Annotated in this window: 15 protein-coding genes and 5 pseudogenes; 13 read left to right on the top strand and 7 right to left on the bottom strand. The window is 65.8% G+C overall.

Features of this window, described 5'->3' with window-relative positions:
- Nucleotides 1–16 precede the first annotated feature (16 nt).
- The 5 genes and pseudogenes from H9K75_RS12275 to badH all read right to left on the bottom strand — a co-directional run bounded on the left by H9K75_RS12275 (nt 17) and on the right by badH (nt 5,325).
- On the bottom strand, nt 17–706 hold the full coding sequence (locus H9K75_RS12275) for a 2OG-Fe(II) oxygenase (RefSeq protein WP_226858724.1): 690 nt from the start codon (nt 704–706) through the stop codon (nt 17–19).
- Nucleotides 707–837: 131 nt separating this feature from the next.
- Nucleotides 838–2,482, bottom strand: a pseudogene (aliA, locus tag H9K75_RS12270) (cyclohexanecarboxylate-CoA ligase).
- Nucleotides 2,483–2,573: 91 nt separating this feature from the next.
- Nucleotides 2,574–3,725: a cyclohexanecarboxyl-CoA dehydrogenase gene (aliB, locus tag H9K75_RS12265; RefSeq protein ID WP_187722892.1), complete on the bottom strand. Its 1,152-nt coding sequence runs from the start codon at nt 3,723–3,725 to the stop codon at nt 2,574–2,576.
- A 33-nt stretch (nt 3,726–3,758) separates the two neighbouring features.
- Nucleotides 3,759–4,541 (bottom strand): 2-ketocyclohexanecarboxyl-CoA hydrolase, encoded by a 783-nt coding sequence (gene badI, locus H9K75_RS12260; protein ID WP_187722891.1) that lies wholly within the window; start codon nt 4,539–4,541, stop codon nt 3,759–3,761.
- Nucleotides 4,542–4,559: 18 nt separating this feature from the next.
- Nucleotides 4,560–5,325, bottom strand: a pseudogene (badH, locus tag H9K75_RS12255) (2-hydroxycyclohexanecarboxyl-CoA dehydrogenase).
- Nucleotides 5,326–5,438: 113 nt separating this feature from the next.
- Between badH and H9K75_RS12250 the strand changes: the two are divergent.
- The 4 genes and pseudogenes from H9K75_RS12250 (at nt 5,439) to H9K75_RS12235 (ending at nt 9,512) form a co-directional block, all read left to right on the top strand.
- Complete coding sequence (locus tag H9K75_RS12250; protein ID WP_187722890.1) at nt 5,439–5,993, top strand: MarR family winged helix-turn-helix transcriptional regulator; 555 nt, start codon at nt 5,439–5,441, stop codon at nt 5,991–5,993.
- 78 nt (nt 5,994–6,071) lie between these two features.
- Nucleotides 6,072–7,972, top strand: a pseudogene (locus tag H9K75_RS12245) (ABC transporter permease).
- Nucleotides 7,969–8,745: an ABC transporter ATP-binding protein gene (locus H9K75_RS12240; RefSeq protein WP_187722889.1), complete on the top strand. Its 777-nt coding sequence runs from the start codon at nt 7,969–7,971 to the stop codon at nt 8,743–8,745. Before H9K75_RS12245 ends, H9K75_RS12240 begins: the two are co-directional and overlap by 4 nt.
- A complete protein-coding gene (locus H9K75_RS12235) occupies nt 8,742–9,512 on the top strand; it encodes an ABC transporter ATP-binding protein (RefSeq protein ID WP_187722888.1) in 771 nt (256 codons plus the stop codon). Before H9K75_RS12240 ends, H9K75_RS12235 begins: the two co-directional genes overlap by 4 nt.
- A 9-nt stretch (nt 9,513–9,521) precedes the next feature.
- Here the strand turns inward: H9K75_RS12235 and H9K75_RS12230 are convergent.
- Nucleotides 9,522–11,063: pseudogene (locus H9K75_RS12230) on the bottom strand (YifB family Mg chelatase-like AAA ATPase).
- A 214-nt stretch (nt 11,064–11,277) separates the two neighbouring features.
- Here H9K75_RS12230 and H9K75_RS12225 point away from each other — a divergent pair.
- The 9 genes and pseudogenes from H9K75_RS12225 to H9K75_RS12185 all read left to right on the top strand — a co-directional run bounded on the left by H9K75_RS12225 (nt 11,278) and on the right by H9K75_RS12185 (nt 19,538).
- A complete protein-coding gene (locus H9K75_RS12225; protein ID WP_187722887.1) occupies nt 11,278–11,616 on the top strand; it encodes a P-II family nitrogen regulator in 339 nt (112 codons plus the stop codon).
- A gap of 47 nt (nt 11,617–11,663) precedes the next feature.
- Nucleotides 11,664–13,067 carry an ammonium transporter gene (gene amt, locus H9K75_RS12220; RefSeq protein WP_187722886.1) on the top strand — a complete coding sequence of 468 codons (1,404 nt, stop codon included), beginning with the start codon at nt 11,664–11,666 and terminating at the stop codon, nt 13,065–13,067.
- 127 nt (nt 13,068–13,194) lie between these two features.
- Nucleotides 13,195–14,181, top strand: coding sequence for an SMP-30/gluconolactonase/LRE family protein (locus H9K75_RS12215; RefSeq protein WP_187722885.1), 987 nt, complete (start codon nt 13,195–13,197; stop codon nt 14,179–14,181).
- A gap of 56 nt (nt 14,182–14,237) precedes the next feature.
- The gene (locus H9K75_RS12210) at nt 14,238–14,741 is read left to right on the top strand and encodes a hypothetical protein (protein WP_187722884.1); all 504 of its coding nucleotides are present in this window, start codon (nt 14,238–14,240) and stop codon (nt 14,739–14,741) included.
- Nucleotides 14,742–14,841: 100 nt separating this feature from the next.
- Entirely contained in the window at nt 14,842–15,981 is a 1,140-nt protein-coding gene (glcE, locus tag H9K75_RS12205) for a glycolate oxidase subunit GlcE (protein WP_187722883.1), read from the top strand.
- Nucleotides 15,982–16,022: 41 nt separating this feature from the next.
- Nucleotides 16,023–17,266 (top strand): annotated as a pseudogene (gene glcF, locus H9K75_RS12200) (glycolate oxidase subunit GlcF).
- Nucleotides 17,267–17,749: 483 nt separating this feature from the next.
- Complete coding sequence (locus H9K75_RS12195; RefSeq protein ID WP_264293779.1) at nt 17,750–18,307, top strand: ProQ/FINO family protein; 558 nt, start codon at nt 17,750–17,752, stop codon at nt 18,305–18,307.
- Between the two features lie 92 nt (nt 18,308–18,399).
- Nucleotides 18,400–18,798, top strand: coding sequence for a VOC family protein (locus H9K75_RS12190; protein WP_226858118.1), 399 nt, complete (start codon nt 18,400–18,402; stop codon nt 18,796–18,798).
- A 50-nt stretch (nt 18,799–18,848) separates the two neighbouring features.
- Nucleotides 18,849–19,538: a helix-turn-helix transcriptional regulator gene (locus tag H9K75_RS12185; RefSeq protein ID WP_187722882.1), complete on the top strand. Its 690-nt coding sequence runs from the start codon at nt 18,849–18,851 to the stop codon at nt 19,536–19,538.
- Nucleotides 19,539–19,573: 35 nt separating this feature from the next.
- Here H9K75_RS12185 and H9K75_RS12180 read toward each other — a convergent pair whose 3' ends face one another.
- Nucleotides 19,574–21,100, bottom strand: a complete 1,527-nt coding sequence (locus H9K75_RS12180) for an aminotransferase-like domain-containing protein (RefSeq protein WP_187722881.1) — start codon at nt 21,098–21,100, stop codon at nt 19,574–19,576.
- Nucleotides 21,101–21,224: the final 124 nt, after the last annotated feature.

Here is a 21,224-nt window from a genome sequence, read left to right as displayed (position 1 = left end):
CGCGCGAGCCCCGGGCTTATTGGGCATCGTGAAAGATGATGCCAAGCGTGTGCCGCATCCCGGATCGAACGCGGCTCACGCCGTGGCGCAGGTTGACCCGGTAGCTGCCTCTGGTTCCCTGAACCGGGCGCTGGTGAACCGCAAACGCCACCGCATCGCCGCGTTGCAGCGGCACGACCTCGACCCGGCTTTGCATGCGCGGCCGCTGCTCGGTCAGCACGAATTCCCCGCCGGTGAAGTCCTCTTGCGGATCGGATAGCAGAATCGCGACCTGTAGCGGAAACGCGAGATCGCCGTAGAGATCCTGATGCAGGCAGTTGTAGTCACCGGCCCGGTATTGCAGCAGCAGGGGCGTGGGCCGTAGCTGCCCTGCGCGGTGGCACATCTCCAGATAGGTCGCATGGCTGTCGGGGTAGCGCGTCGGCAGCGCCATGCGTACATTCCAATGGTTGGCGACCTGTGCGAGGCGGGGATAGAGCGCCGTGCGCAGCGCGGAAACAAGGCCCGGCAAGGGGTACTGGAAATAGCGGTATTCCCCTTTGCCAAAGCCATGCCGCGCCATGCGGACGTGGCTGCGGAACAGCGTCTCTTGCGGGTACATCCCGGCAATGCTTTGGCACTCCTCGACGGACAGAAGCCGTTGCAGCACGGCGCAACCCTGCTCGTCCAGTTCCGCGGACAGCGCACTCCAGTCGTAGCGCGAAATCCGCTGCTCGGCGCAGGGCGGGTGGGTGTTTTTGTGGGTCGGTATCACGTGAGGTCCTTGGTGGGCTGCTGCGTTTATAGCGACATGGCCAGGCGCGCGCTGGCATGTTCCGGACCTCGTTTTTTTGCGGATCAATGCGCGTGCGCGCCTGCCACGATCTCCCTCAGCCTGAATTTCTGGATCTTCCCCGAAGGCGTCGCGGGCATTTGCTCCAGCAGGTGCAGTTTTTCGGGATGTATTGCAACGCCACGCGCTCGTTCTGCAGGAAAGCGCGCAGATCATCGAGTGTGAGTTTCGCACCCGCACGCACAACGACGACCGCGCATGCGCGTTCGCCCAGCCGCTCGTCGGGGTAGGCGACGATGGCCGCGTGCTGTATGTCGGGGTGGCGGTAGAGCAGCGATTCGATTTCCACCACCGGAATGTTTTCACCGCCGCGAATGATGACGTCCTTGCTGCGACCGGTGATGCGAATGTAGCCTTGCTCGTCCTTGTAGGCGAGGTCGCCGGTATCGAACCAGTCGTCGGCATCCGTGGCGTTGAGATGCGGGCGCTTGAGGTAGCCGCCAAAGTTGGAGCACGAACGCAGCAGCAGCTTGCCTTCCTGTCCGGCCGCAAGCGCCGTGCCGTCGAGGTCCGCGATCCTGATTTCCACGCCTGGCAAGGGCTTGCCGTCGGTGTGCACCGAGCGCTCGTCGTCGTCTTCGGGCAGGGTGGTGGTGACCGCGCCGTTTTCCGTCATCCCCCAGGCCGAGATGATCTTCGCGCCAAGCGCTTTGCGCGCCTTCTCGACCAAGGGCCGGGAATCGGTGCGCCTGCGCTCAGAAAGGTGCGCAGACTGGGAATGCCGCCGCCGTCCGCCGCCACATGGTTGGACAGATCGGTGAGAAAGGGCGTGGACGCCATCGTGAACGTGACGCCCTGTTCGCGGATCAACGCCGTTGCCTGAGCCGCATCCCAAACGTCCTGGAGCACGGCGCGTGCCTTGAGCAGGATGGGCATCATCAGCCCGTACATGAAGCCGGTCTGGTGCGCCATGGGAGAAGCCATAAGCACCACGTCGTCGCTGCCGAGATGCAATCGCCGGGCGTAGGGAATGATGTTGGCCATGAGCGTGTTGGCGGTGTGCATCACGCCCTTGGGCTCGCCGGTCGTGCCCGAGGTGTAGATGAGCTGCGTAACGTCATCGGGCGTGGGACGAGAGCGGGTCAGCACGTCCTGCGCGTCTGCCTGTTCCTCCCAATGCGGATCGCTGAGCAGGGCCTCGAAGCTGTTCGCACCCTGCGCGCCGATGATCACGGTGTGCGCCAGATGCGGCAACTCGCTTTGCAGGCCCCGGACCATCGCCTCGAAATCATGCCCACGGAAGACCCGGGGCGCGATGAATACCCTGGCCTCGCCATGCTGCAGCATGAAGCGCAGTTCGCGTTCGCGAAAGATGTGCATGAGCGGATTCATCACCGCGCCGATGCGCGAGCACGCCAGGTACAGCAGCGTGAACTGCCACCAGTTGGGCAATTGGCAGGCGACGACATCGCCCTTGCGCACGCCCAGGCGCGACAGCCCGATGGCGATGCGATCCGCCATGCGCGCCATTTCGCGGTAGCTGAACTGTGTGCGCTCCTGGGTCTCGAGCCGCAGCGCAACCAGCGCCAGCTTGTCGGGACATTCGGCAACGCAGGCATCGAGCGCCTCATTGATCGTGCTCTGATGCCAGAGCCCCTGATCAAGCATACGTGCGCGGCGCGCGGCCAGCAAGACGGTATCGAACTCCATGGCTTGTCTCCTCATTGTCGTGGTGGTGGTACCGGGCAGCGGCGAAAGGGTGAATGTGGGGTGAGGCAGCGAAAACCGGAAACGCAATCGCTCAGACCGGCACGGCCCCGCGGCCTGCGCGCGTGCGCGCGATGATGGTCTTCATGATCTGCGCGGTGCCGTCGCCGATCTGAAAGCCCAGCACGTCGCGCAGCCGCTGTTCCATGATTCCCCGGTCATAGCCTCCGTGACCGTGCGTGAGCAGGCATTGATGGATCGCGTCGTATGCGAGCTTCGGTGCCCACCACTTGCACATGGCGGCCTCGGCGCTGTGCGGCAGATCGCGATCCTTGAGCCACAGCGCCTGAAGACACATGAGACGCGCTGCCGTGACCTGGGTGTCATAGTCCGCCAGCGGATGGCTCACGCCCTGAAACGCCGTCAGCGGCTGACCGAACGCCTCGCGCTGGGCGGCATATTCCCAGCTTTCATCGAGCGCGGCGCGCGCCACGGCTAGCACTTGCAGGCCGATCAGCGCTCGCGAGAAATCAAAGCCCTGCATGACCTGCACGAAGCCCTTGTTCTCCTCGCCCAGCCGGTGGTTCAGGGGAATGCGCACGTTTTCAAAGAACAGCGATCCGCGCCCGATGGCGCGCTGTCCATGGCAATCGAAGCGACTGCGCGTGAGTCCCGGCACGTCGGTGGGAACGAACAGCGCGGTGACTCCGTGGGCGCCCGATTGCACCGTGCCCGTGCGGCCAAAGACGATGACGCCGTCGGCCTGATCCGCCGCCGAGATCGACGTCTTCTCGCCATTGATCACATATTCGTCGCCCACGCGCTCCACGCGCAGGCGCAGGTTGGCGGCGTCCGATCCGCCGCGTGGCTCGGTCAGGGCAATCGCGAGCAAGGCCTCGCCCTGGACCAGCCTTTCTAGCCAGGGCCGCGCGACCTCGGGCGCGCCATGCGCGGCCAGGATCTGGCCGTTCAACGACGCGAGCAGGTTGATGTAGCTGATCGACAGATCGGCCGCGGCAATCGCTTCGTGAATCACGCCAGCGGCCAGGCTGCCCATGCCCTGTCCGCCGAATTTCTCCGGCAGTTCCGGCGCGATGAAACCCATCTCGCCCATTTCGCGCATCAGTTCGCGATCCAGCACGCGGGTGCGATCACGCTCCTGAAATCCTGGCGCTACGCGGCCCTGCGCGAATCGCCGGGCGTGTTCGCCGAGGGTCATCAGGTCATCGTCGAGATAGGGGTTCATGGCGGGCCTTTGGCGGTGAATGGATGCCGGGGCTTACTTCGCGTACTTGCGAAAATCCGGCTTGCGTTTTTCCTTGAGTGCCGCCACGCCCTCGCGCGACTCGTCGGTGTCGTAGTAGAGCTTGAGCGCGTACATGCCCATGCCCGCAATGCCTGCCTGATGCGCGGTGTCCATGTTGAAGCTGCGCTTGGCGATGGCGATGGCCGTGGGGCTGCGCTCGCAGATGGTTTCGGCCCATTCCTGCACGGTCTCGTCGAGCTGTTCCGGTGGCACGCAGATGTTGGCGAGACCCATCGCCACGGCCTCCTGGCCCGAATAGCGTTTGTTGAGATACCAGATCTCTCGCGCCTTTTTCTCGCCCACCACGCGTGCGAGAAAGGCCGTGCCATAGCCCGGATCGACCGAGCCCATCTTCGGGCCGACTTGACCGAATACGGCCTTCTCGGAGCAGATGGTGAGATCGCAGATCGTGCACAGCACATTGCCGCCACCGATCGCATAACCCTGCACGCGTGCAATCACCGGCTTGGGCACGTCGCGAATCGCGGTGTGCAACTCCTCCATCGGCAGGCCGATGGTGCCGCGACCGTCGTAGTTGCCATCATGCGCGGACTGGTCGCCGCCGGTGCAGAACGCCTTGTCGCCCGCGCCCGCGAGCACGATGCAGCCGACCGACCGGTCGTAGCCGGCTTTGTTCAGCGCCTTGATGAGTTCGTCGCAGGTCGTGCCGCGAAACGCGTTCATCTTCTCGGGGCGGTTGATGGTGATCCACGCGACGCCGTTGCGCACTTCATAAAGAATGTCTTCAAATGACATGTCAGCTCTCCTGAAAAATCAGCCGTTCATCGTGAGGCCGCCCGACACGCTCAGCACCTGTCCGGTGATGAAGCCTGCGTCGTCGCTGGCAAAGAAGGCGATGGCTCCCGCGAGGTCCTGCGGCTGGCCCATGCGACCCAGCGGAATCGCGCGCACAAAGGCCTCGCGCAGCTTTTCGGGATTCGGGCCGCGTCGGCGAATCCGGCGAAAAGCGCGGTTTCCGTCGGCCCGGGACATACGACGTTCACCGTGATGCCGTGGCGCGCATGTTCGCGCGCAATGGTCTTGGAAAATGACACGAGTCCGCCCTTGCATGCCGCGTAGACCGCCTCGCCCGACGAGCCCACGCGCGCCGCATCGGAGGCGATGTTCACGATGCGTCCGCCGCGCCTTTCCACCATGCCCGGCAGCACGGCGTGATGCATGTGCAGCGCGCCGGTGAGGTTGATGGCGATGAGCCGCTCCCACTCGTCGGTGCTGGTCTGCGTGAACGGTTTGAACACGTCCCAGCCCGCGTTGTTGACGAGTATGTCCACCGGGCCGAGGTCCGACGCGATCTGCCCGAGCGCCGCGTCGATGGAGGCACGCTGAGTGATGTCGCAGGCCAGCGCGAGCGCCCTGCCGCCGGACTCCGCGATCCGCGCTGCGGTCTTCTCTGCGGCAGCGGGATCGCGGTCGAGCACCGCCACGCGCGCGCCCTCGGCGGCAAGCCGCAGACAGGTCGCGCCGCCGATGCCGCCGCCCCGCCCGTCACTATGATGGTCTTGTCCTTCAATCCCTGCATGAGATCTCCTTCGCCGTGATGCTTGGTGTGCTGAATCTTGATTAAGTAAATATGTTGTCATATATTAAGGGTGAAAATTCTCCTTTGCAACTGCGGAAATGGAACTGAGAGTCATGGATAACCCTCAAAAAAACGCCGAGAAATTGGAGAAATCGCATGATGATCTCGCCAATCGAATTTTTTTCCGTTTGTACCAATGTGCAAATATGTTGCATAAAACAGGCAGTCGAGCCGTCGAATCGCTGGGGCTGACCACGCAGCAATGGGCGGTGCTCGGAGCGCTGTCGCGCCCGGAGTCGGACGGTGGCGTGGGAGTGGGCGAACTGGCGCGCTATCTGATGGTCAGCCGCCAGAATCTCTCGGGTCTGGTGGGCCGCATGGAGCGCGACGGGCATGTCGAGCTGGTGTCCGACCCGGCGGATCGCCGCTCACGGCTGGTGCGCATGACACGGGAGGGCGCGCGCGTGTGGCACGATGAGGCCCCCGAGCTGATCCGGCGCTTCTACGATCAGGCGCTTGCGGATTTTTCGGTGGGTGACATGGCGCATATGCTGCATTACCTGCTCAAGCTGCTGGACAACATGCAACGGCTCGACAAGGCGAGCGGAGTCGGGGCCGAGTCCGAGGCCGACCTCGATGCGGGCGCAGAAAATTCCAAGGGCAAGTAACATCGCCATCTCACCCGACCAACGGCCAACCTTCCACGCACGAGAGCCCCGTCCCATGACTCAGAGAAACTTCGCCGCATGAGCGTGTCCGGTCTGCTCGCGCAACTGCTCAACGGGCTGGCCAGCGCGTCGTCGCTGTTTCTGGTCTCGGTGGGGCTGTCGCTGATCTTCGGAGTCACGCGGTGCATCAATTTTGCGCATGGCTCGTTCTTCATGCTGGGGGCCTTCATTGCGTATTCGAGCGTGGACGTGCTTGCGCCGCACATCGGCTTCTGGCCCGCGCTGCTGCTCGCGCCGCTGGCCTGCGGATTGCTGGGCGCGCTGACAGAAATCCTGCTGTTGCGCCGCATCTATGGCGCGCCCGAGCTGTTCCAGTTGCTCGCGACGTTTGCGCTGGTTCTGGTCATCAAGGACGCGGCGCTGTGGATTTGGGGCCGGAGGAACTGTTCGGCCCGCGCGCCCAGGGCTTCGAGGGGTCAGTGTCGATTCTCGGACGGCAGTTTCCAAGCTATGACCTGCTGCTGATCGCCGTGGGGCCGATCGTGCTGTTCGCACTGCATCTGCTGCTCACCCGCACGCGCTTTGGCACGCTGGTGCGCGCGGCCACGCAGGATCGCGCGATGGTTGGCGCTCTCGGTGTGAATCAGGCATGGCTTTTCACGGCGGTGTTCGCGCTCGGCACGCTGCTTGCCGGACTCGGCGGCGCGCTCCAGTTGCCGCGCGAACCGGCGAGTCTCGAGATGGACATGCTGACCATCGGCGCGGCGTTCGTCGTTGTCGTCGTCGGCGGCATGGGCAGCATTCCGGGCGCGTTTGTCGCGGCCTTGCTGATTGCCGAACTCAAGGCCGTGTGCATCTGGCTGGGCTTGCAGGAGATTGGTGGCGTGGAAATTTCGTTCTCCAAGCTCACGCTGGTCGTGGAGTTTCTGGTGATGGCCGCCGTGCTGATCTGGCGGCCTTGGGGTTTGATGGGCAAGCCACAGTCGCTTGCACGCCAGGCGCCGGGCAACGAACCGCCGCTGCATGCCGCGGGGCAGGGGGCCACGGCGGCGTGGATCGCGCTGTTGCTGGTGCTGTGCTGCCTGCCGCTGGTTGCCGGCCAGGAGAGCTACGCGACGGTGCTGCTCACCGACATGGCGATTGCCGCGCTGTTTGCCGCGAGCCTGCACTTCATCCTCGGGCCGGGCGGCATGCATTCGTTTGGTCATGCCGCCTACTTCGGGCTCGGCGCTTACGGCGCGGCCTTGCTGGTGCGGCGGCTTGATTTGCCGATGGAGGCCGCGCTGGTGTTCGGTCCGCTGGTCGCAGCGGCGGGCGCCTTGCTCTATGGCTGGTTCTGCGTGCGTCTGTCGGGTGTGTACCTGACGATGCTGACGCTTGCGTTCGCGCAGATCAGCTGGGCCATCGTGTTCCAGTGGGATGACTTCACCGGCGGCAGCAACGGGCTCACCGGGGTCTGGCCGCCCGAGTGGGCATCGCACGGCGCGGCGTTCTACTGGCTTGCGCTGGGCGTGTGCGCGCTCGGGGTCTACCTGCTGCGCCGCATCCTGTTTTCGCCGCTCGGATTCGCGCTGCGCGCGGGTCGCGATTCGGCATTGCGTGCAGACGCCATCGGCATCGACGTGCGACGCGTGCAGTGGACGGCTTTTGTGATTGCCGGCCTGTTCGCGGGGCTTTCGGGCGCGCTGTTCGTGTTCTCCAAGGGCAGTGTCGCGCCCGATGCGCTGTCGGTCACCAAGTCGGTCGACGGGCTCGTGATGGTGTTGCTGGGTGGCGTGCAGACACTTGCGGGGCCGGTGGTGGGCGCGGCCGCATTCACCTGGCTGCACGACACCGTGGCGCGCAACACCGAGTACTGGCGCGCGCTCCTGGGCGTGATCATGCTGGTGCTGGTGCTGCTGTTTCCACAGGGCATTGCGGGCTTTGCGCAATCGCTGTACGCGCGCGTTGCCGCACGCAAGCCGGGGGCGCGCGCATGACGACGACCGCCCCGGCGCTGTTGCAGATCGAACAACTGAGCAAGTCCTTTGGCGGCGTGAAGGCGGTGCAGGGCGTGTCGTTCGCCGTGCAGGCGGGCGAGTTGCTCGCGATGATCGGCCCCAATGGCGCGGGCAAGACGACGACCTTCAACATGGTGGGCGGCCAGCTCGCGCCGGACAGTGGCCGCGTGCTGCTCGACGGCGAGGACATCGCGGGCCTCGCGCCGCGCCACGTCTGGCGCAAGGGCGTGGGGCGCACGTTCCAGATCGCCCAGACCTTTGCCTCGTTCACCGTGCTGGAAAACGTGCAGATGGCGCTGCTGTCTGCCGACCGGCGCCTCTGGCAATTCTGGCCGCGCGCCGCATCGCATCGCAGGGCCGACGCGCTGGCGCTGCTCGACGGCGTGGGCATGGCGCAGCAGGCCGAGCGCGCCTGCAGCGAGCTGGCCTATGGCGATATCAAGCGTGTGGAACTCGCCATGGCCCTCGCCCATGCGCCCAAACTTCTGTTGATGGACGAACCCACCGCCGGCATGGCCCCGGCCGAGCGGGTTGCGCTCATGCAGCTGACCCGCCGCATTGCGCGCGAGCGCCAGATGGGTGTGCTGTTTACCGAGCACAGCATGGATGTGGTGTTCGGCCAGGCCGATCGCGTGGCGGTGCTGGTGCGTGGCAAGCTGCTGGCCGAAGGCACGCCGCAGCAGATCCGCGATGACGAGCGGGTGCAGCAGGCCTACCTCGGAACCGGTCTGGTGCTGGAGAAGCATGCATGAGTGACGAGAAGACCGCCCGCGCGGCGACGAACGCAGGCGCAGACCTTCCACTGCTCGACGTCCAGGGGCTCAACGCCTGGTATGGTGGCGCGCAGATTCTGTTCGACGTGTCGCTCAACGTGCGGCGCGGCGAGGTGGTTGCGCTCATGGGGCGCAACGGCGCCGGAAAATCGACCACGCTCGAATCGATTGCCGCGCTCGTGCCGCGGCGCGAGGGAGCCATCCGTTTCATGGGCGAAGACATCTCGCGCAAGGCATCGCACCAGATCGCGCAGCGCGGTCTCGGCTTCGTGCCCGAGGACCGGCGCATCTTCACCGAACTCACGGTGCTCGAAAACCTGGAGGTCGGCCGCCAGAAACCGCGCCAGTGGCCCGATGGCACCCCGCTCGTGCGCTGGACGCCCGAGACGCTATTCCAGCTTTTCCCCAATCTCGGCGAAATGCCAGACCGCCCCGGCGGCGCGATGAGCGGCGGTGAGCAGCAGATGCTGACCGTGGCGCGCACGCTCATGGGCCAGCCGTATCTGGTGCTGCTCGATGAGCCTTCGGAAGGTGTTGCGCCGCTGATCGTCGAGCAGATGGCGCGCTCGATTCTCGAACTCAAGCGCCAGGGCGTCGGCATTCTGCTGAGCGAGCAGAACCTGCCGTTTGCACAGGTGGTTGCCGACCGTGCGTTCGTGCTCGAAAAAGGCCAGATCGTGCATCAGTCGACGATGCACGAACTGGCCTCGGATCCGGTGGCGCGCAGGCAGTATCTGGGCGTGTGAAACGCTTCGTCAGCGCCCGCCCGTGAGTCCGCGCCGGTACTGCATCGCCTCCGCGACATGTCCTGCGCCTATGCATTCACTGCCCGCGAGATCGGCGATGGTGCGCGCCACCTTGAGTGCGCGGTGGGTGCTGCGCGCCGACCAGCCCAGCCGCGCGGCTGCGGTCTGTAGAAAGCGCGCTGCGGCATCGTCGAGCCGCACGTGGATGTCGATCTCGCGGCCCTGCAATCGCTGGTTGGCACAACCCTGGCGCTGCCATGCGCGCTCTGCCGCAGCGATGATGCGCTCGCGTGTGGCGGCGCTGGTTTCTCCGGCGGGGCGTTGAGCAGTTCCTCGGGCGGCAGCGCGGGCACCTCCACATGCAGGTCGATGCGGTCAAGCAGCGGGCCGCTGAGCTTGGCCTGATAACGCGCAACCTGTTCGGGCGAGCAGCGGCACAGGCGCTGCAACGAGCCGAGATAGCCGCAGGGGCAGGGGTTCATCGCCGCGATCAGGGTGAAACGCGCGGGAAACTCCGCGCGTTGCGCCGCGCGCGAGATCGTGATCGTGCCGGTCTCCAGCGGCTCGCGCAGTGCCTCGAGCGCGCTGCGTCCGAACTCGGGAACTCGTCGAGGAACAGCACGCCTTCGTGTGCCAGCGAGATTTCGCCTGGCCGGGCGGCGATCCGCCACCTACCAGAGCGATGGCGCTACAGGTGTGGTGCGGATGGCTGGTGCGCCGCTGCATCCATTGCTGCGGCGTGAATCGGCCTGCGAGGCTGGCAATCGCCGCGCTCTCCAGCGCCTGCTCCAGCGTCATCGGTGGCAGCAATCCTGCAAAGCGCTGAGCCAGCATCGATTTGCCCGATCCCGGCGGGCCGACGAGCAACATGCCATGCATGCCGGCCGCAGCGATTTCCATCGCGCGCTTGGCGGCGCTCTGGCCCTTCACGTCGGCAAGGTCCGGGCCGTTGTCCGGTGGCGCGATCTCGCGTGCCTGCATGCGCTGCAAACCGGTGACGACGTCGTCGCTCGACGATGCGCTGACCGGCAGAAAATGCTGCACCACGTCGAGCAGGTGTTCCGCGCGGTAGATCTGCGCGTCGGGCACCAGCGCCGCCTCTTCGGCGCTGCCGGGCGGCAGCACCTGCCGCAATGCCGTGGCCGGTCCGGACTGCGAGCGAATCGCGAGGCCCGTAGCGAGTGCGCCGCGCACCGGCCGCAGCGCGCCCGACAGCGACAGCTCTCCGGCGAACTCGTAGCCCGCGAAGCGCGCGCCATCGACCTGCCCGCTGGCCGCGAGGATGCCCATGGCGATGGGGAGGTCAAAGCGCCCCGAATCCTTGGGCAGATCGGCGGGCGCGAGGTTCACCGTGATCTTCTTGTTGGCCGGGAATTCAAGCCCCGAGTTCTGAAGCGCCGAGCGCACGCGTTCGCGCGCTTCCTTGACCTCGACGTCCGCGAGGCCCACCAGCGTGAAGCTCGGCAGGCCGTTGGCCAGATGCACCTCGACGGTGACGGGCATGGCCTGCAGGCCGGTCAGCGCACGGCTTTGCACTAAAGCGAGACTCATGAAAACCGTTCTCCCCAGCGAGGTGCGCGCTCTCGTGCGCAAAACCGCCAACTTTGGCACCAATCTGGTGCGCATTGCCACCGCTTGACGCCGGACGCTGCGGGCGATCAACGTTTTTGGTGCGCGTGGCTGAAGAATCCACGGATTTCATGACATGGCACGGTCCGTGCTTGAACCGGTGTAACTACCCATTTCACATTCCGAGGAGCCGCAAATGAAAATGGTCACTGCCATCATCAAACCCTTCAAGCTCGACGAAGTGCGCGAGGCACTTTCCGAGATCGGCGTGCAGGGCATCACGGTGACCGAGGTGAAAGGCTTCGGTCGTCAAAAGGGCCATACGGAGCTGTATCGCGGCGCCGAATACGTGGTCGATTTCTTGCCCAAGGTGAAGATCGAGGCAGCGCTCGATGACGCCATCGTCGACCGCGCCATCGAGGCCATCGAAGCCGCAGCGCGCACCGGCAAGATCGGTGACGGCAAGATTTTTGTCTCGTCGCTCGAGCAGGTCATCCGCATCCGCACCGGCGAGACCGGCAACGAGGCGCTCTGAGCCGTCACGCGCTCATCCCGAACAACGACTCATCAAGACGTTCTGCCATGAAAAAACTGCTTGCTTCATTCCTTCTGGGATTCAGCCTGCTCGCCGGTGGCGGCGCTGCACTGGCCCAGACGCCTGCGGCCTCCGAACCGGTGGCGGCCACGGCCACACCCGAAGCTCCTGCTGCTGCACCTGCCGCGCCAGCAGCCGCCGACACCGCAGCGCCTGCTGCTGCCGCACCGGTGCCCAAGATCGATTCGGGCGACACCGCCTGGATGCTGACCTCCACGCTGCTCGTGATCCTGATGATCATCCCCGGTCTGGCGCTGTTCTACGGTGGCCTGGGCCGCTCCAAGAACATGCTGTCGGTGCTGGTGCAGGTGTTCGTGATCTTCTCGCTGGTGTCGGTGCTGTGGGCCGTGTACGGCTATAGCCTCGCGTTTTCGGGCGAAGGCAAATTCATCGGCGGCTTCGACAAGCTGTTCATGAAGGGCATCAATCTCGAATCGTTCGGCGCACTGACGACAATTCCCGAGTATGTGTTCTTTGCGTTCCAGGGCACGTTCGCGGCCATCACCGTGGCACTGATCGTCGGCGCGTTTGCCGAGCGCACGAAGTTCACTGCGGTGCTGATCTTCTCGACCCTGTGGTTCACCTTCAGCTATCTGCCGATGGCCCATATCGTCTGGGGCGGTGGCCTGCTCGCGGCGGACGGCGCACTCGATTTCGCGGGCGGCACCGTGGTGCACATCAACGCCGGTATCGCGGGCCTCGTGGGGGCCTACATGGTGGGCAAGCGCATCGGCTTCGGCAGGGAAGCGTTCATGCCGCATTCGCTGACGCTGACCATGGTGGGCGCTTCGCTGCTGTGGGTGGGCTGGTTCGGATTCAACGCGGGCTCCGCCGGTGCAGCCAACGCGGTCGCGGGGCTGGCCTTTGTGAACACCGTGCTCGCAACGGCTGCGGCAACGCTCTCGTGGCTCGCTGGCGAGGCGCTGCACAAGGGCAAGGCCTCGATGCTGGGTGCGGCCTCGGGTGCGGTCGCGGGCCTGGTGGGCGTCACGCCCGCCGCTGGTTTCGTCGGCCCGATGGGTGCCATCGTGATCGGTCTGGTCTGCGGCCTCGTGTGTCTGTGGGGTGTGGGCGGATTGAAGCGCCTGCTCAAGGTGGATGACGCGTTCGATGCGTTCGGTGTGCACGGCGTGGGCGGCATCGTCGGCGCGATCCTGACGGGCGTGTTCGCGGCACCGGCACTTGGCGGCGTGCAGCCTGCCGACTTCGCGATGGGACATCAGGTGTGGGTGCAGATCAAGAGCGTGCTGTTCACCATTGTATGGTCCGGCGTCGTGGCGTTCATTGCCTACAAGATCGCCGATCTGACCGTGGGCCTGCGTGTCAGCGAAGAGGCCGAGCGCGAAGGTCTGGACATCACCTCGCACGGCGAAACCGCATATCACCGTTGAGCAGCGTGAACCGGGCGGGCGGCGTGGTGGCGCCGCCCCATGCCGAACTTTGGCCCGCCGCGTGCGGGCCTTCTTTTGTCTGTGCGACGTTCGATTGAAACGTCGAGCGGGAATAATGTGAACTGCCATGAATCACATACCTCCCGACGCCGCCAGCGCATGGCAGTCGCTGCCGCATTCGACCTCGCAACTCGGCGAGTCGCCTTTCTGGCACCCCGAGGAAAACCGCCTCTACTGGGTGGACATCGCGGGCCGCGCCCTCCTGCGCTGCCGTCCCGATGGTGGCGAGACGCAGCGCTGGCCCATGCCCAGCGAACCCGGCTGCATTGCCCCGGCGCGCATCGATGGCAAGGCGAGCGGCCTCGTGATCGCGTTGCGGCACGAGATTCATCATGCGAGCGCCTGGGGCGGCGAACTGCGCCATGTCGCCACCTTGCCCATCGATCCCCAGACCCAGCGCGCCAACGACGGCAAGTGCGATGCACTGGGGCGCTTCTGGGTCGGAACGATGCACGAACCCGCGAGCGGCCCGCGCCAGCCCGTTGCCGCGCTGTTCTGCGTCGATCTGCGCACGCGCGGTGCGCCGCAGGTTCGCAGGGTGCTTGATGGCGTCGCGACCGCGAACGGCCTTGCGTGGTCGCCCGATGGCAGCACGCTGTATTGGGCCGATACACCCGCGCACCTGATTCGTAGCTGGGACTGCAACGCCGCGCATGAGCCCGTCGGCGAGCCACGCGTGTTTCGGCAATTCGCGCCCAAACCCGATGGCTGGAAGCCGGGCGCGGGCGGTTACGGCGGTCGTCCCGACGGCGCAGCCATGGATGCCGAGGGCAACTACTGGTGCGCCATGTACGAGGGCGCGCGCGTGCTGTGCCTTTCGCCCGGCGGCGAATTGCGGGCCGAGTTGCCCGTTCCCGTGCAGTGCCCGACCATGCCGTGTTTCGGGGGCGCAGAGGGCAATCGTTTGTTCGTCACCTCGGTGATCGGTGGCCGTCCAGCCGAAGAAATCGCGCGCATGCCCCGGTCGGGCGAGGTACTTTCACACGCATCGGTTACAAACGACAGCACGATTGTTCGCGGCCTTTGCGTGCAGTGGTGCGAACTGGCCGCCTGAGGGCTTCGTCGCAGGCGATGGGGCTCGTCTCATCATCGAGAGAGAGGAAGGTGACTATGCATGCGTTCCAATGGTTGCGCGCGATGCTGGCGTTCTTGCTGCTGCTGGCGTCGTCGCTGTCCGTGTTCGCCCATTCCGACATCACCCATCGCGACCCGCAGGCCCTGCGCGGCGTGCGGGCCGTCGTGCTGCTCGAACCCGAGATCGATGACGCGGCCTCGGCAGCCGGCGTCACGCCCGAGTTGGTCGCGCGCCGCACCACGCTCTATCTGCGCGACATCGGCGTGCAGGTGCTTGCAGGCGAGCCGACCGGTTCCGCGGATCGCGGCGAGACGCCTTCGGTGCTGATGCAGTTCGGTGTCTGGAAGGACGAGCGCGGCCGCTCCAGCACGGCCATCACGCTCAACGTGCTGCGCGAGTCCGGCGCGCAGGCACAGCCGATCTACATCGTGCAGCAACGCGGACTCACGCGCCACCATGTGACGCGGAATTTTCTGATGCGCGAACTCGATCTGGCCCTCAACATGCTGCGCGAAGACCTGCGCCGGGTTCATCGTTGACACGCAGCCCGGCGTCGCCACCAAAACGCTCACGCCGGTCTTTCAAAAAAATCACGCCGCCGGATCGCGCCAGAGCGGGCTTGGGCGCTACCATGCCTGCATGGAATCAGCAGCGCTCTCCCAGATCATCGAACGCGTGCGCGACAGCGCGCGCGCGGGCACCGGCTTGCGCGTCAGCGGCGGCGGCACCAAGGACTTCATCGGCGGAGACAGCGTGGCGAAATGCCGCGCCGAGCGTCTGGACATGCGCAGGCATCTGGGCGTGGTCGACTACGAGCCCAGCGAGCTGGTGGTAACCGTTCGCGCGGGCACGCGCCTGTCGGAACTGGAGGCGGAACTGGCCTCGCGCGGCCAGTGTCTGCCGTTCGAGCCTCCGCGTTTTGGCGAAGGCAGCACGGTCGGCGGCATGGTGGCAGCGGGGCTGTCGGGTCCGGCGCGCGCCAGCGTCGGCGCGGTGCGCGACTATGTGCTTGGCATTGAAATCATCAACGGCAAGGGTGAGTTGCTGCGCTTTGGCGGGCAGGTGATGAAGAACGTCGCGGGTTACGACGTCTCGCGCGTGATGGCGGGGTCGTGGGGCACGCTGGGCGTGATCACCGAGGTCAGCCTCAAGGTGCTGCCCGTTCCCGTGGCCGAGACGACGCTGAAGTTCGAACTCGATCAGGCCGCCGCGCTTGCGCAGTTGCATGCATGGGGCGGCCAGCCGCTGCCCGTGAATGCGAGCTGCTGGGTCGAGGATGGTGGCAAGGGCCAGTTGTATGTTCGCCTGCGCGGCGCCAGGGCTGCGGTCGAGGCGGCATGCGCCAGCATGGGCGGCGAGCGCCAGGACAGCGCGCAGGTCGCCGCCGACTGGCACGCCTGCCGCGATCACGCCTTGCCGTGGTTTGCGGATCGCGCCGCGCGTCCCGAATTGGCGCTGTGGCGGCTGTCGGTGCCGCAGACCGCGCCGGTGCTGGCGCTGCCAGAGGGCGTAGCCCCGGCGCTCGTCGAATGGCAGGGGGCGCTGCGCTGGGTGCAGGCACCGCTGGCATGCGGCGCGGCGTTGCAGGCGACGGCGCAAGCGGTGGGCGGCAGCGCCCTGCTGTTTGCCGCACCGGCGCAGGGCGCTGCGCACGAGGGTGAAGCCCTGCCGACCCCGCCATCCGCACAGCCCGCGCTTGCCGCGATCACCGAGCGCCTCCGGCAGGCCTTCGATCCGTCGGGCATCTTTCAACCCCTGCGCATGGGCACGGGCGGCTGAGGCCACCGTCCGCCACGCCGATTGAACCAGCCCCGCAAGCCATGCAAACACAGCTAGCTCCCGAGTACCAGAACACCGCGCACGGGCAGGAGGCCGAGGCCATTCTGCGCAAGTGCGTGCATTGCGGTTTCTGCACCGCCACCTGTCCCACCTACCAGACCCTCGGCGATGAGCTGGACGGCCCGCGCGGGCGCATCTATCTGATCAAGCAGGTGCTCGAAGGCAAAGAGCCGACGCGCGCGACGCAGGTGCATCTGGATCGCTGCCTGACCTGCCGCAACTGCGAGAGCACCTGCCCGAGCGGCGTGCAATACGGTCATCTGCTGGACATCGGCAGGCAGGTGGTCGATGAAAAAGTGCCGCGCCCGGCGGGTGAACGCCTCAAGCGCTGGGCGTTGAAGGAAGGCATTCCATCGCCACTGTTCGCACCGGCGATGAAGCTCGGCCAGGCGGTGCGCGGGCTCTTGCCCGAGAGCATTCAGGCCAAGGTGCCGCCGAAGACGGCGCATGGCGCGTGGCCGACGCGTGAGCATGCGCGCAAGGTGCTGCTGCTGGCGGGCTGCGTGCAGCCGTCCATGCTTCCCAACATCAACTACGCGACGGCGCGCGTGCTCGATGCCGTGGGCGTGCAGACCGTCGTCGCGGGCAATGCGGGCTGCTGCGGCGCGGTGAAGTTTCACCTGAACGATCAGGACGGCGGGCGCGCGCAGATGCGTGCCAACATCGACGCCTGGTGGCCGATGGTGTCGTCGGGCCAGGTCGAGTGCATCGTCGTGAACGCCTCGGGGTGCAGCGCCATGGTCAAGGACTACGCGCACGCCTTGAAGGACGATGCGCAGTACGCCGACAAGGCAGGGCGCATCAGCGCCATGGCGCGCGATCTGAGCGAGTTGCTGCCCGCGATGCTGCCCGAACTGGCCGGGAGGCTCCAGGGCCGCGTGCATTTCAAGGGCAAGCTCGCCTACCATCCGCCGTGCACGTTGCAGCACGCACAGAAACTGCGGGGGGCGTGGAACGCGACCTGGCCAAGCTGGGTTTTCAGATGCTCACCTCGCGCACCGAATCGCACCTGTGCTGCGGCTCCGCCGGAACCTATTCGATCCTGCAACCCGAGCTGTCCAGGCAGTTGCGCGCACGCAAGCTCGCCGCGCTCGATGAGGCCTGCGGCGACGAAAAACCCGCGCTGATCCTGTCGAGCAACGTGGGCTGCATCACCCATTTGCAGTCGGGCACGGGCGTGCCGGTCAAGCACTGGATCGAGGCGCTGGACGAAGCGCTGGGCTGAGGCCGCGCGCGGCAGAATGAGGAAGTGAACAATGCCGGACGGCGAGCAGAGGGTCTCCAGCTGCGTTCAAAAACGCGCGGGATTCCAGACAATGGCATGATGACGCGTTTTGATAGACCAAGACGCGGCCGGGTGCGCCGCGCATGAATTGCCAATGAACTCTCCCGTGACCGAACCTGTGAACCCCGCCGACGTATCCGGACAGGCCGTGGCCGCCGCAACCGACACCGGGGTGCCAAAGGATGGCGCGGACAGCGCGCCCCTGCCAACGCAGGCCCAGAAAGCGCCTCCGTCCGAATCCCCGGCTACAGGCGCGCCGCGCCGCAAGCGCGGTGGTCGGCGTCACAACCAAGCCGGTCGCGGCGAAGGCGGTGATCAGCCTTCGGGCGACAATGGCGCAGCCAGGCCCAAGCAGCAACCAGCGCCCGGAGGGCAGGCCCCGCGCCGCGTCGCCAAAACCCCGCGCTGCTTCAATTGCAGACCTTGTATCCGCAGTTGTTTGGCGAGAATCCCAAGCCGCTCAAACGCGGCATCTTTCAGGATCTGGAAGCCGCACAGCCCGGGGTTTTCGCCGCCGCGGACCTGAAGCTCGCGCTCGGCATCCACACCCGTTCCTCGCGTTATCTGCAAGCGGTTTCGCAGGGACAGCCGCGCCACGATCTGGCGGGCAACGTGGTCGAGCAGATGGCACCGGAGCATGTGTTCCACGCGCTCGTGGAGGTCTTCCGTCGCCGCAAGCCACGCGACGGCGAAGACCTCACGCAGAAGCTGCGCCGCCGCATGGAAATCGCCTTCGAGGCCTCGGGCCTGTCGCGCGAAGCCTATCTGGAACTGGTGCGCGGACGCGACGATGCCACCAACGCGCTGCTCGATGAAGCGCTTGCCGAAGTGGCCGCGCGCAGCGCCAAGGACGAAGCGCTGCTGCGCGCGTTCGAGATGAGCGGCGCTGCGAACGTCGATGCCTTTGCCGACATGTATGGCATGCAGGCACGCCAGGTGGCGCAGCAGCTCGAACGCGCCCGGCGTTTGCGCGGGGCCTGAAGATCTCCGAACCAGCCTGCTGACAGTACGTTGTCAGCAGGCTGACCGCACCATGAAGTCCTGTTCAACTTTTCAACCACAGGAGTTTCTTCATGTCTGCAAACCGTTCCGTGATCAACTGGTTCGAAATCCCCTGCACCGACCTGCCGCGCGCCCAGGTGTTCTACGAATCCATGCTGGCGCGCAAGATGCGTCTTGACGACTGCGGCGGCACGCCGATGGTGATCTTTGCGTATGACGATCCGGCGACCGGTGGCTGCCTGGTGGGTAGCGGCAAGCTCACGCCGTCGCACGATGGCGGTGTGCGCATCTATCTGGATTGCGAGCCCAGCGTCGAGGCCGCGATGGAACGTGCACGTAAGGCCGGTGGCCAGGTGCTCGACGAATGCGTGGAACTGCCCGGGACATCGGCTTCATGGCCCATGTGCGCGACACCGAGGGCAACACCATCGGGCTGCACGCCAAGAACCGTTGAACGATTGGCCGCGTAAGATCGCGGCCTTGGTTCTTCTGTTTCTTACCTTTTTATTCCATCGCGCCCATGCGCCGTGCCGACAGACTCTTCCAGCTGGTGCAACTGATTCGCGGACGGCGTCTGTCCACGGCGGCGTTTCTGGCGCAGCGGCTCGAAGTGTCGCTGCGCACGGTCTACCGCGACGTGGCCGATCTGCAGCACCAGGGCGTGCCCATTGAAGGCGAGGCGGGCGTCGGTTATCGGCTGGGTTCGGGCTTCGAGCTGCCGCCGCTGATGTTCACGCAGGCCGAGGCCGACGCTCTGGTGATCGCCTCGCGCGTGGCGCAGGCGTGGATCGACGGCGCACTGGCGCGCGAAGTGGAGAGCGCGCTCGGCAAGATTCTCTCGGTATTGCCGTCGTCGGCCCGCGTGGCGGCCGAGGCGCAGGCGCTGTTTGCGCCGGGCAGCGGGCTGGATCAGCGCACGCAGCAAACGCTCAAGACCCTGCGCGACGCGGTGCATTCGCAGCGCGTGATGCGGTTGCTGTATCTCGACCTCGAAGACCGGCTCAGCGAACGACGCGTGCGCCCGCTGGCATGTCTGTACTGGGGCAAGGTCTGGACGCTGTCCGCGTGGTGCGAGTTGCGCGAGGATTTTCGTACCTTTCGCGTCGACCGGATCGACCAATGCGAGCTGCTGGACGAAACCTATGCGCAGGAGTCGGGAAAGACGCTCGCCGATCTGATGCGCCGCGTGCGCTGCGGCTTTGATGCCTGAGGGATTGCTGGATCGGCTGGCTGCGCCGTCGCCGTTCAGTGGTCCAGTTGCGCGTGCATCATCCTGCCCAGCGTGCGATAGGCATCTTCCACCACAGGCGTGAACGGAAGCCCGCATGACAAGCGCAAGAAATGGCCGTATTCGTCGGTGCTGGAAAACATGTCGCCCGGTGCGATGCGAATGCCGAGCGCCAACGCTTCGTCATAGAGTCTGGCGGTGTTCACCGCTGGCGGCAATTCGACCCAGATGCTGAGACCGCCGCGCGGCAGGCTCATGCGCGTACCGATCGGGAAGTGCCTCGCCACGGCCTGCGCGGCCTGCTCGCGCTGGCGGTGCAGGTGCTGGCGCAGCCGCGCCAGATGGCGTAGATGAAACGGCGACCCGATGGTGCGCGCGCCCAGCAGTTGCGGCCACATCGGCATGTTGCGGGAGCGCGAGAATTTGACCATCTGCACGCGTTCGTGCCAGCGGCCGGCATTCATCCAGCCAAGCCGCAGGCCCGGCGCGAAGCTCTTGCTCAGCGACGCGCAATAAATCACCGTGCCGTCGCTATCCCAGGCGCGGCACGGCCGGTGCACGCCGGGGTCTTCCATGAACTCGCGGTAGATGTCGTCTTCGATCAACGCGACGCCATGGCGCGAGCACATCTGGACGATGCGCTCCTTGTGGCTGTCGGGCATGGTCGCGCCCAGCGGCATCTGCAGGTGCGGCACGACGACCACGGCCTTGAGTTCGGGATAGTTGCGAAGCGCCAGTTCCAGCGCCTCCGGCGACATGCCGGTGTGCGGGCTCGACGGAATCTCGAGCGCCCGCAAGCCGCGCGCCTGCACGGCCTGCACGATTCCGTAGAACGTCGGCGACTCGATGGCCACCACGTCCCCGGGCTGGGTGAGCGCATCGAGCGAGATGTTCATGGCCTCGGAATTGCCCATGGTCGCGGTGATCCCGGATGGGGCAATCGTGAGACCGAAGCTGAGCGCATAGCGTGACATTGCCGCCTGAAATTCCGGGTGCGTGAACGGCGCGGACGGAGCCCTGACCAGCAGATCCGGCTGTTCGCGCAGGAGCGCGATGGCATGGCGATTCAGAAAGCTGGCGTCGAACAATTCGGGCGCTGGCATCGCGCTGCCCAGATCGACCTTGAATTCGCCCACCAGACGCGCCTTGTTGAGATAGGTGGCAATGCGTTCGCCGATGCGCTGAAAGGAGCCGGAATCGGCATCGAACGGCACCAGTTTTTGCGGCTCACGCGCGGCGGGCATGGCGCTGGCCTGCGTGCGCACGAAGTAGCCCACGCGTGCGCGTGCCTCGATGAGTCCGCGCGACTCAAGCTCGCGCAGCACCTGTAGCGCCGTGGTATGGCTCACATCGTGACGCTCGCGAATCTCGCGCACCGAAGGCATGCGTTCATGCGGCCCGAGCACGTTCGCGCGGATGGCGTTGGCGTAGTGATCTGCCCAGCGCTGATACAGATGCCGGGGCAGCCGCTCGTCCTCGGGCGCTGGCGTGGCATGCGCAGGCAGATCGAGCACATCGGTGCCGGTAGAAAAAAGATGGTCCATGGACGCCTTGTCATGCGCGCTCCGCGAATTCGCAAGAACGCTCCAACGGGGTGAGCGTCGATTCTGCGGATGCGCGCGCATGCAGAACAGACACAGATTGCACGAATTTCAACGATAACAGAGC

Origin of the sequence: Diaphorobacter aerolatus (assembly GCF_014489535.1) — a bacterium.
GTDB lineage: Bacteria > Pseudomonadota > Gammaproteobacteria > Burkholderiales > Burkholderiaceae_C > Diaphorobacter_A > Diaphorobacter_A aerolatus.
Note: the sequence above shows the minus strand (reverse complement) of the source record. Positions and strands in the feature narration are given on the sequence as shown.

Excerpts from the sequence above, each read along its gene's own strand:
- H9K75_RS12190 (WP_226858118.1), top strand. The coding sequence starts at position 18,400 with ATGTCTGCAAACCGTTCCGTGATCAACTGGTTCGAAATCCCCTGCACC.
- H9K75_RS12185 (WP_187722882.1), top strand. The coding sequence starts at position 18,849 with ATGCGCCGTGCCGACAGACTCTTCCAGCTGGTGCAACTGATTCGCGGA.
- H9K75_RS12240 (WP_187722889.1), top strand. The coding sequence starts at position 7,969 with ATGACGACGACCGCCCCGGCGCTGTTGCAGATCGAACAACTGAGCAAG.
- badI (WP_187722891.1), bottom strand. The coding sequence starts at position 4,541 with ATGTCATTTGAAGACATTCTTTATGAAGTGCGCAACGGCGTCGCGTGG.
- H9K75_RS12250 (WP_187722890.1), top strand. The coding sequence starts at position 5,439 with ATGGATAACCCTCAAAAAAACGCCGAGAAATTGGAGAAATCGCATGAT.
- H9K75_RS12235 (WP_187722888.1), top strand. The coding sequence starts at position 8,742 with ATGAGTGACGAGAAGACCGCCCGCGCGGCGACGAACGCAGGCGCAGAC.
- H9K75_RS12180 (WP_187722881.1), bottom strand. The coding sequence starts at position 21,100 with ATGGACCATCTTTTTTCTACCGGCACCGATGTGCTCGATCTGCCTGCG.
- H9K75_RS12225 (WP_187722887.1), top strand. The coding sequence starts at position 11,278 with ATGAAAATGGTCACTGCCATCATCAAACCCTTCAAGCTCGACGAAGTG.
- H9K75_RS12210 (WP_187722884.1), top strand. The coding sequence starts at position 14,238 with ATGCATGCGTTCCAATGGTTGCGCGCGATGCTGGCGTTCTTGCTGCTG.
- H9K75_RS12215 (WP_187722885.1), top strand. The coding sequence starts at position 13,195 with ATGAATCACATACCTCCCGACGCCGCCAGCGCATGGCAGTCGCTGCCG.
- aliB (WP_187722892.1), bottom strand. The coding sequence starts at position 3,725 with ATGAACCCCTATCTCGACGATGACCTGATGACCCTCGGCGAACACGCC.
- glcE (WP_187722883.1), top strand. The coding sequence starts at position 14,842 with ATGGAATCAGCAGCGCTCTCCCAGATCATCGAACGCGTGCGCGACAGC.
- amt (WP_187722886.1), top strand. The coding sequence starts at position 11,664 with ATGAAAAAACTGCTTGCTTCATTCCTTCTGGGATTCAGCCTGCTCGCC.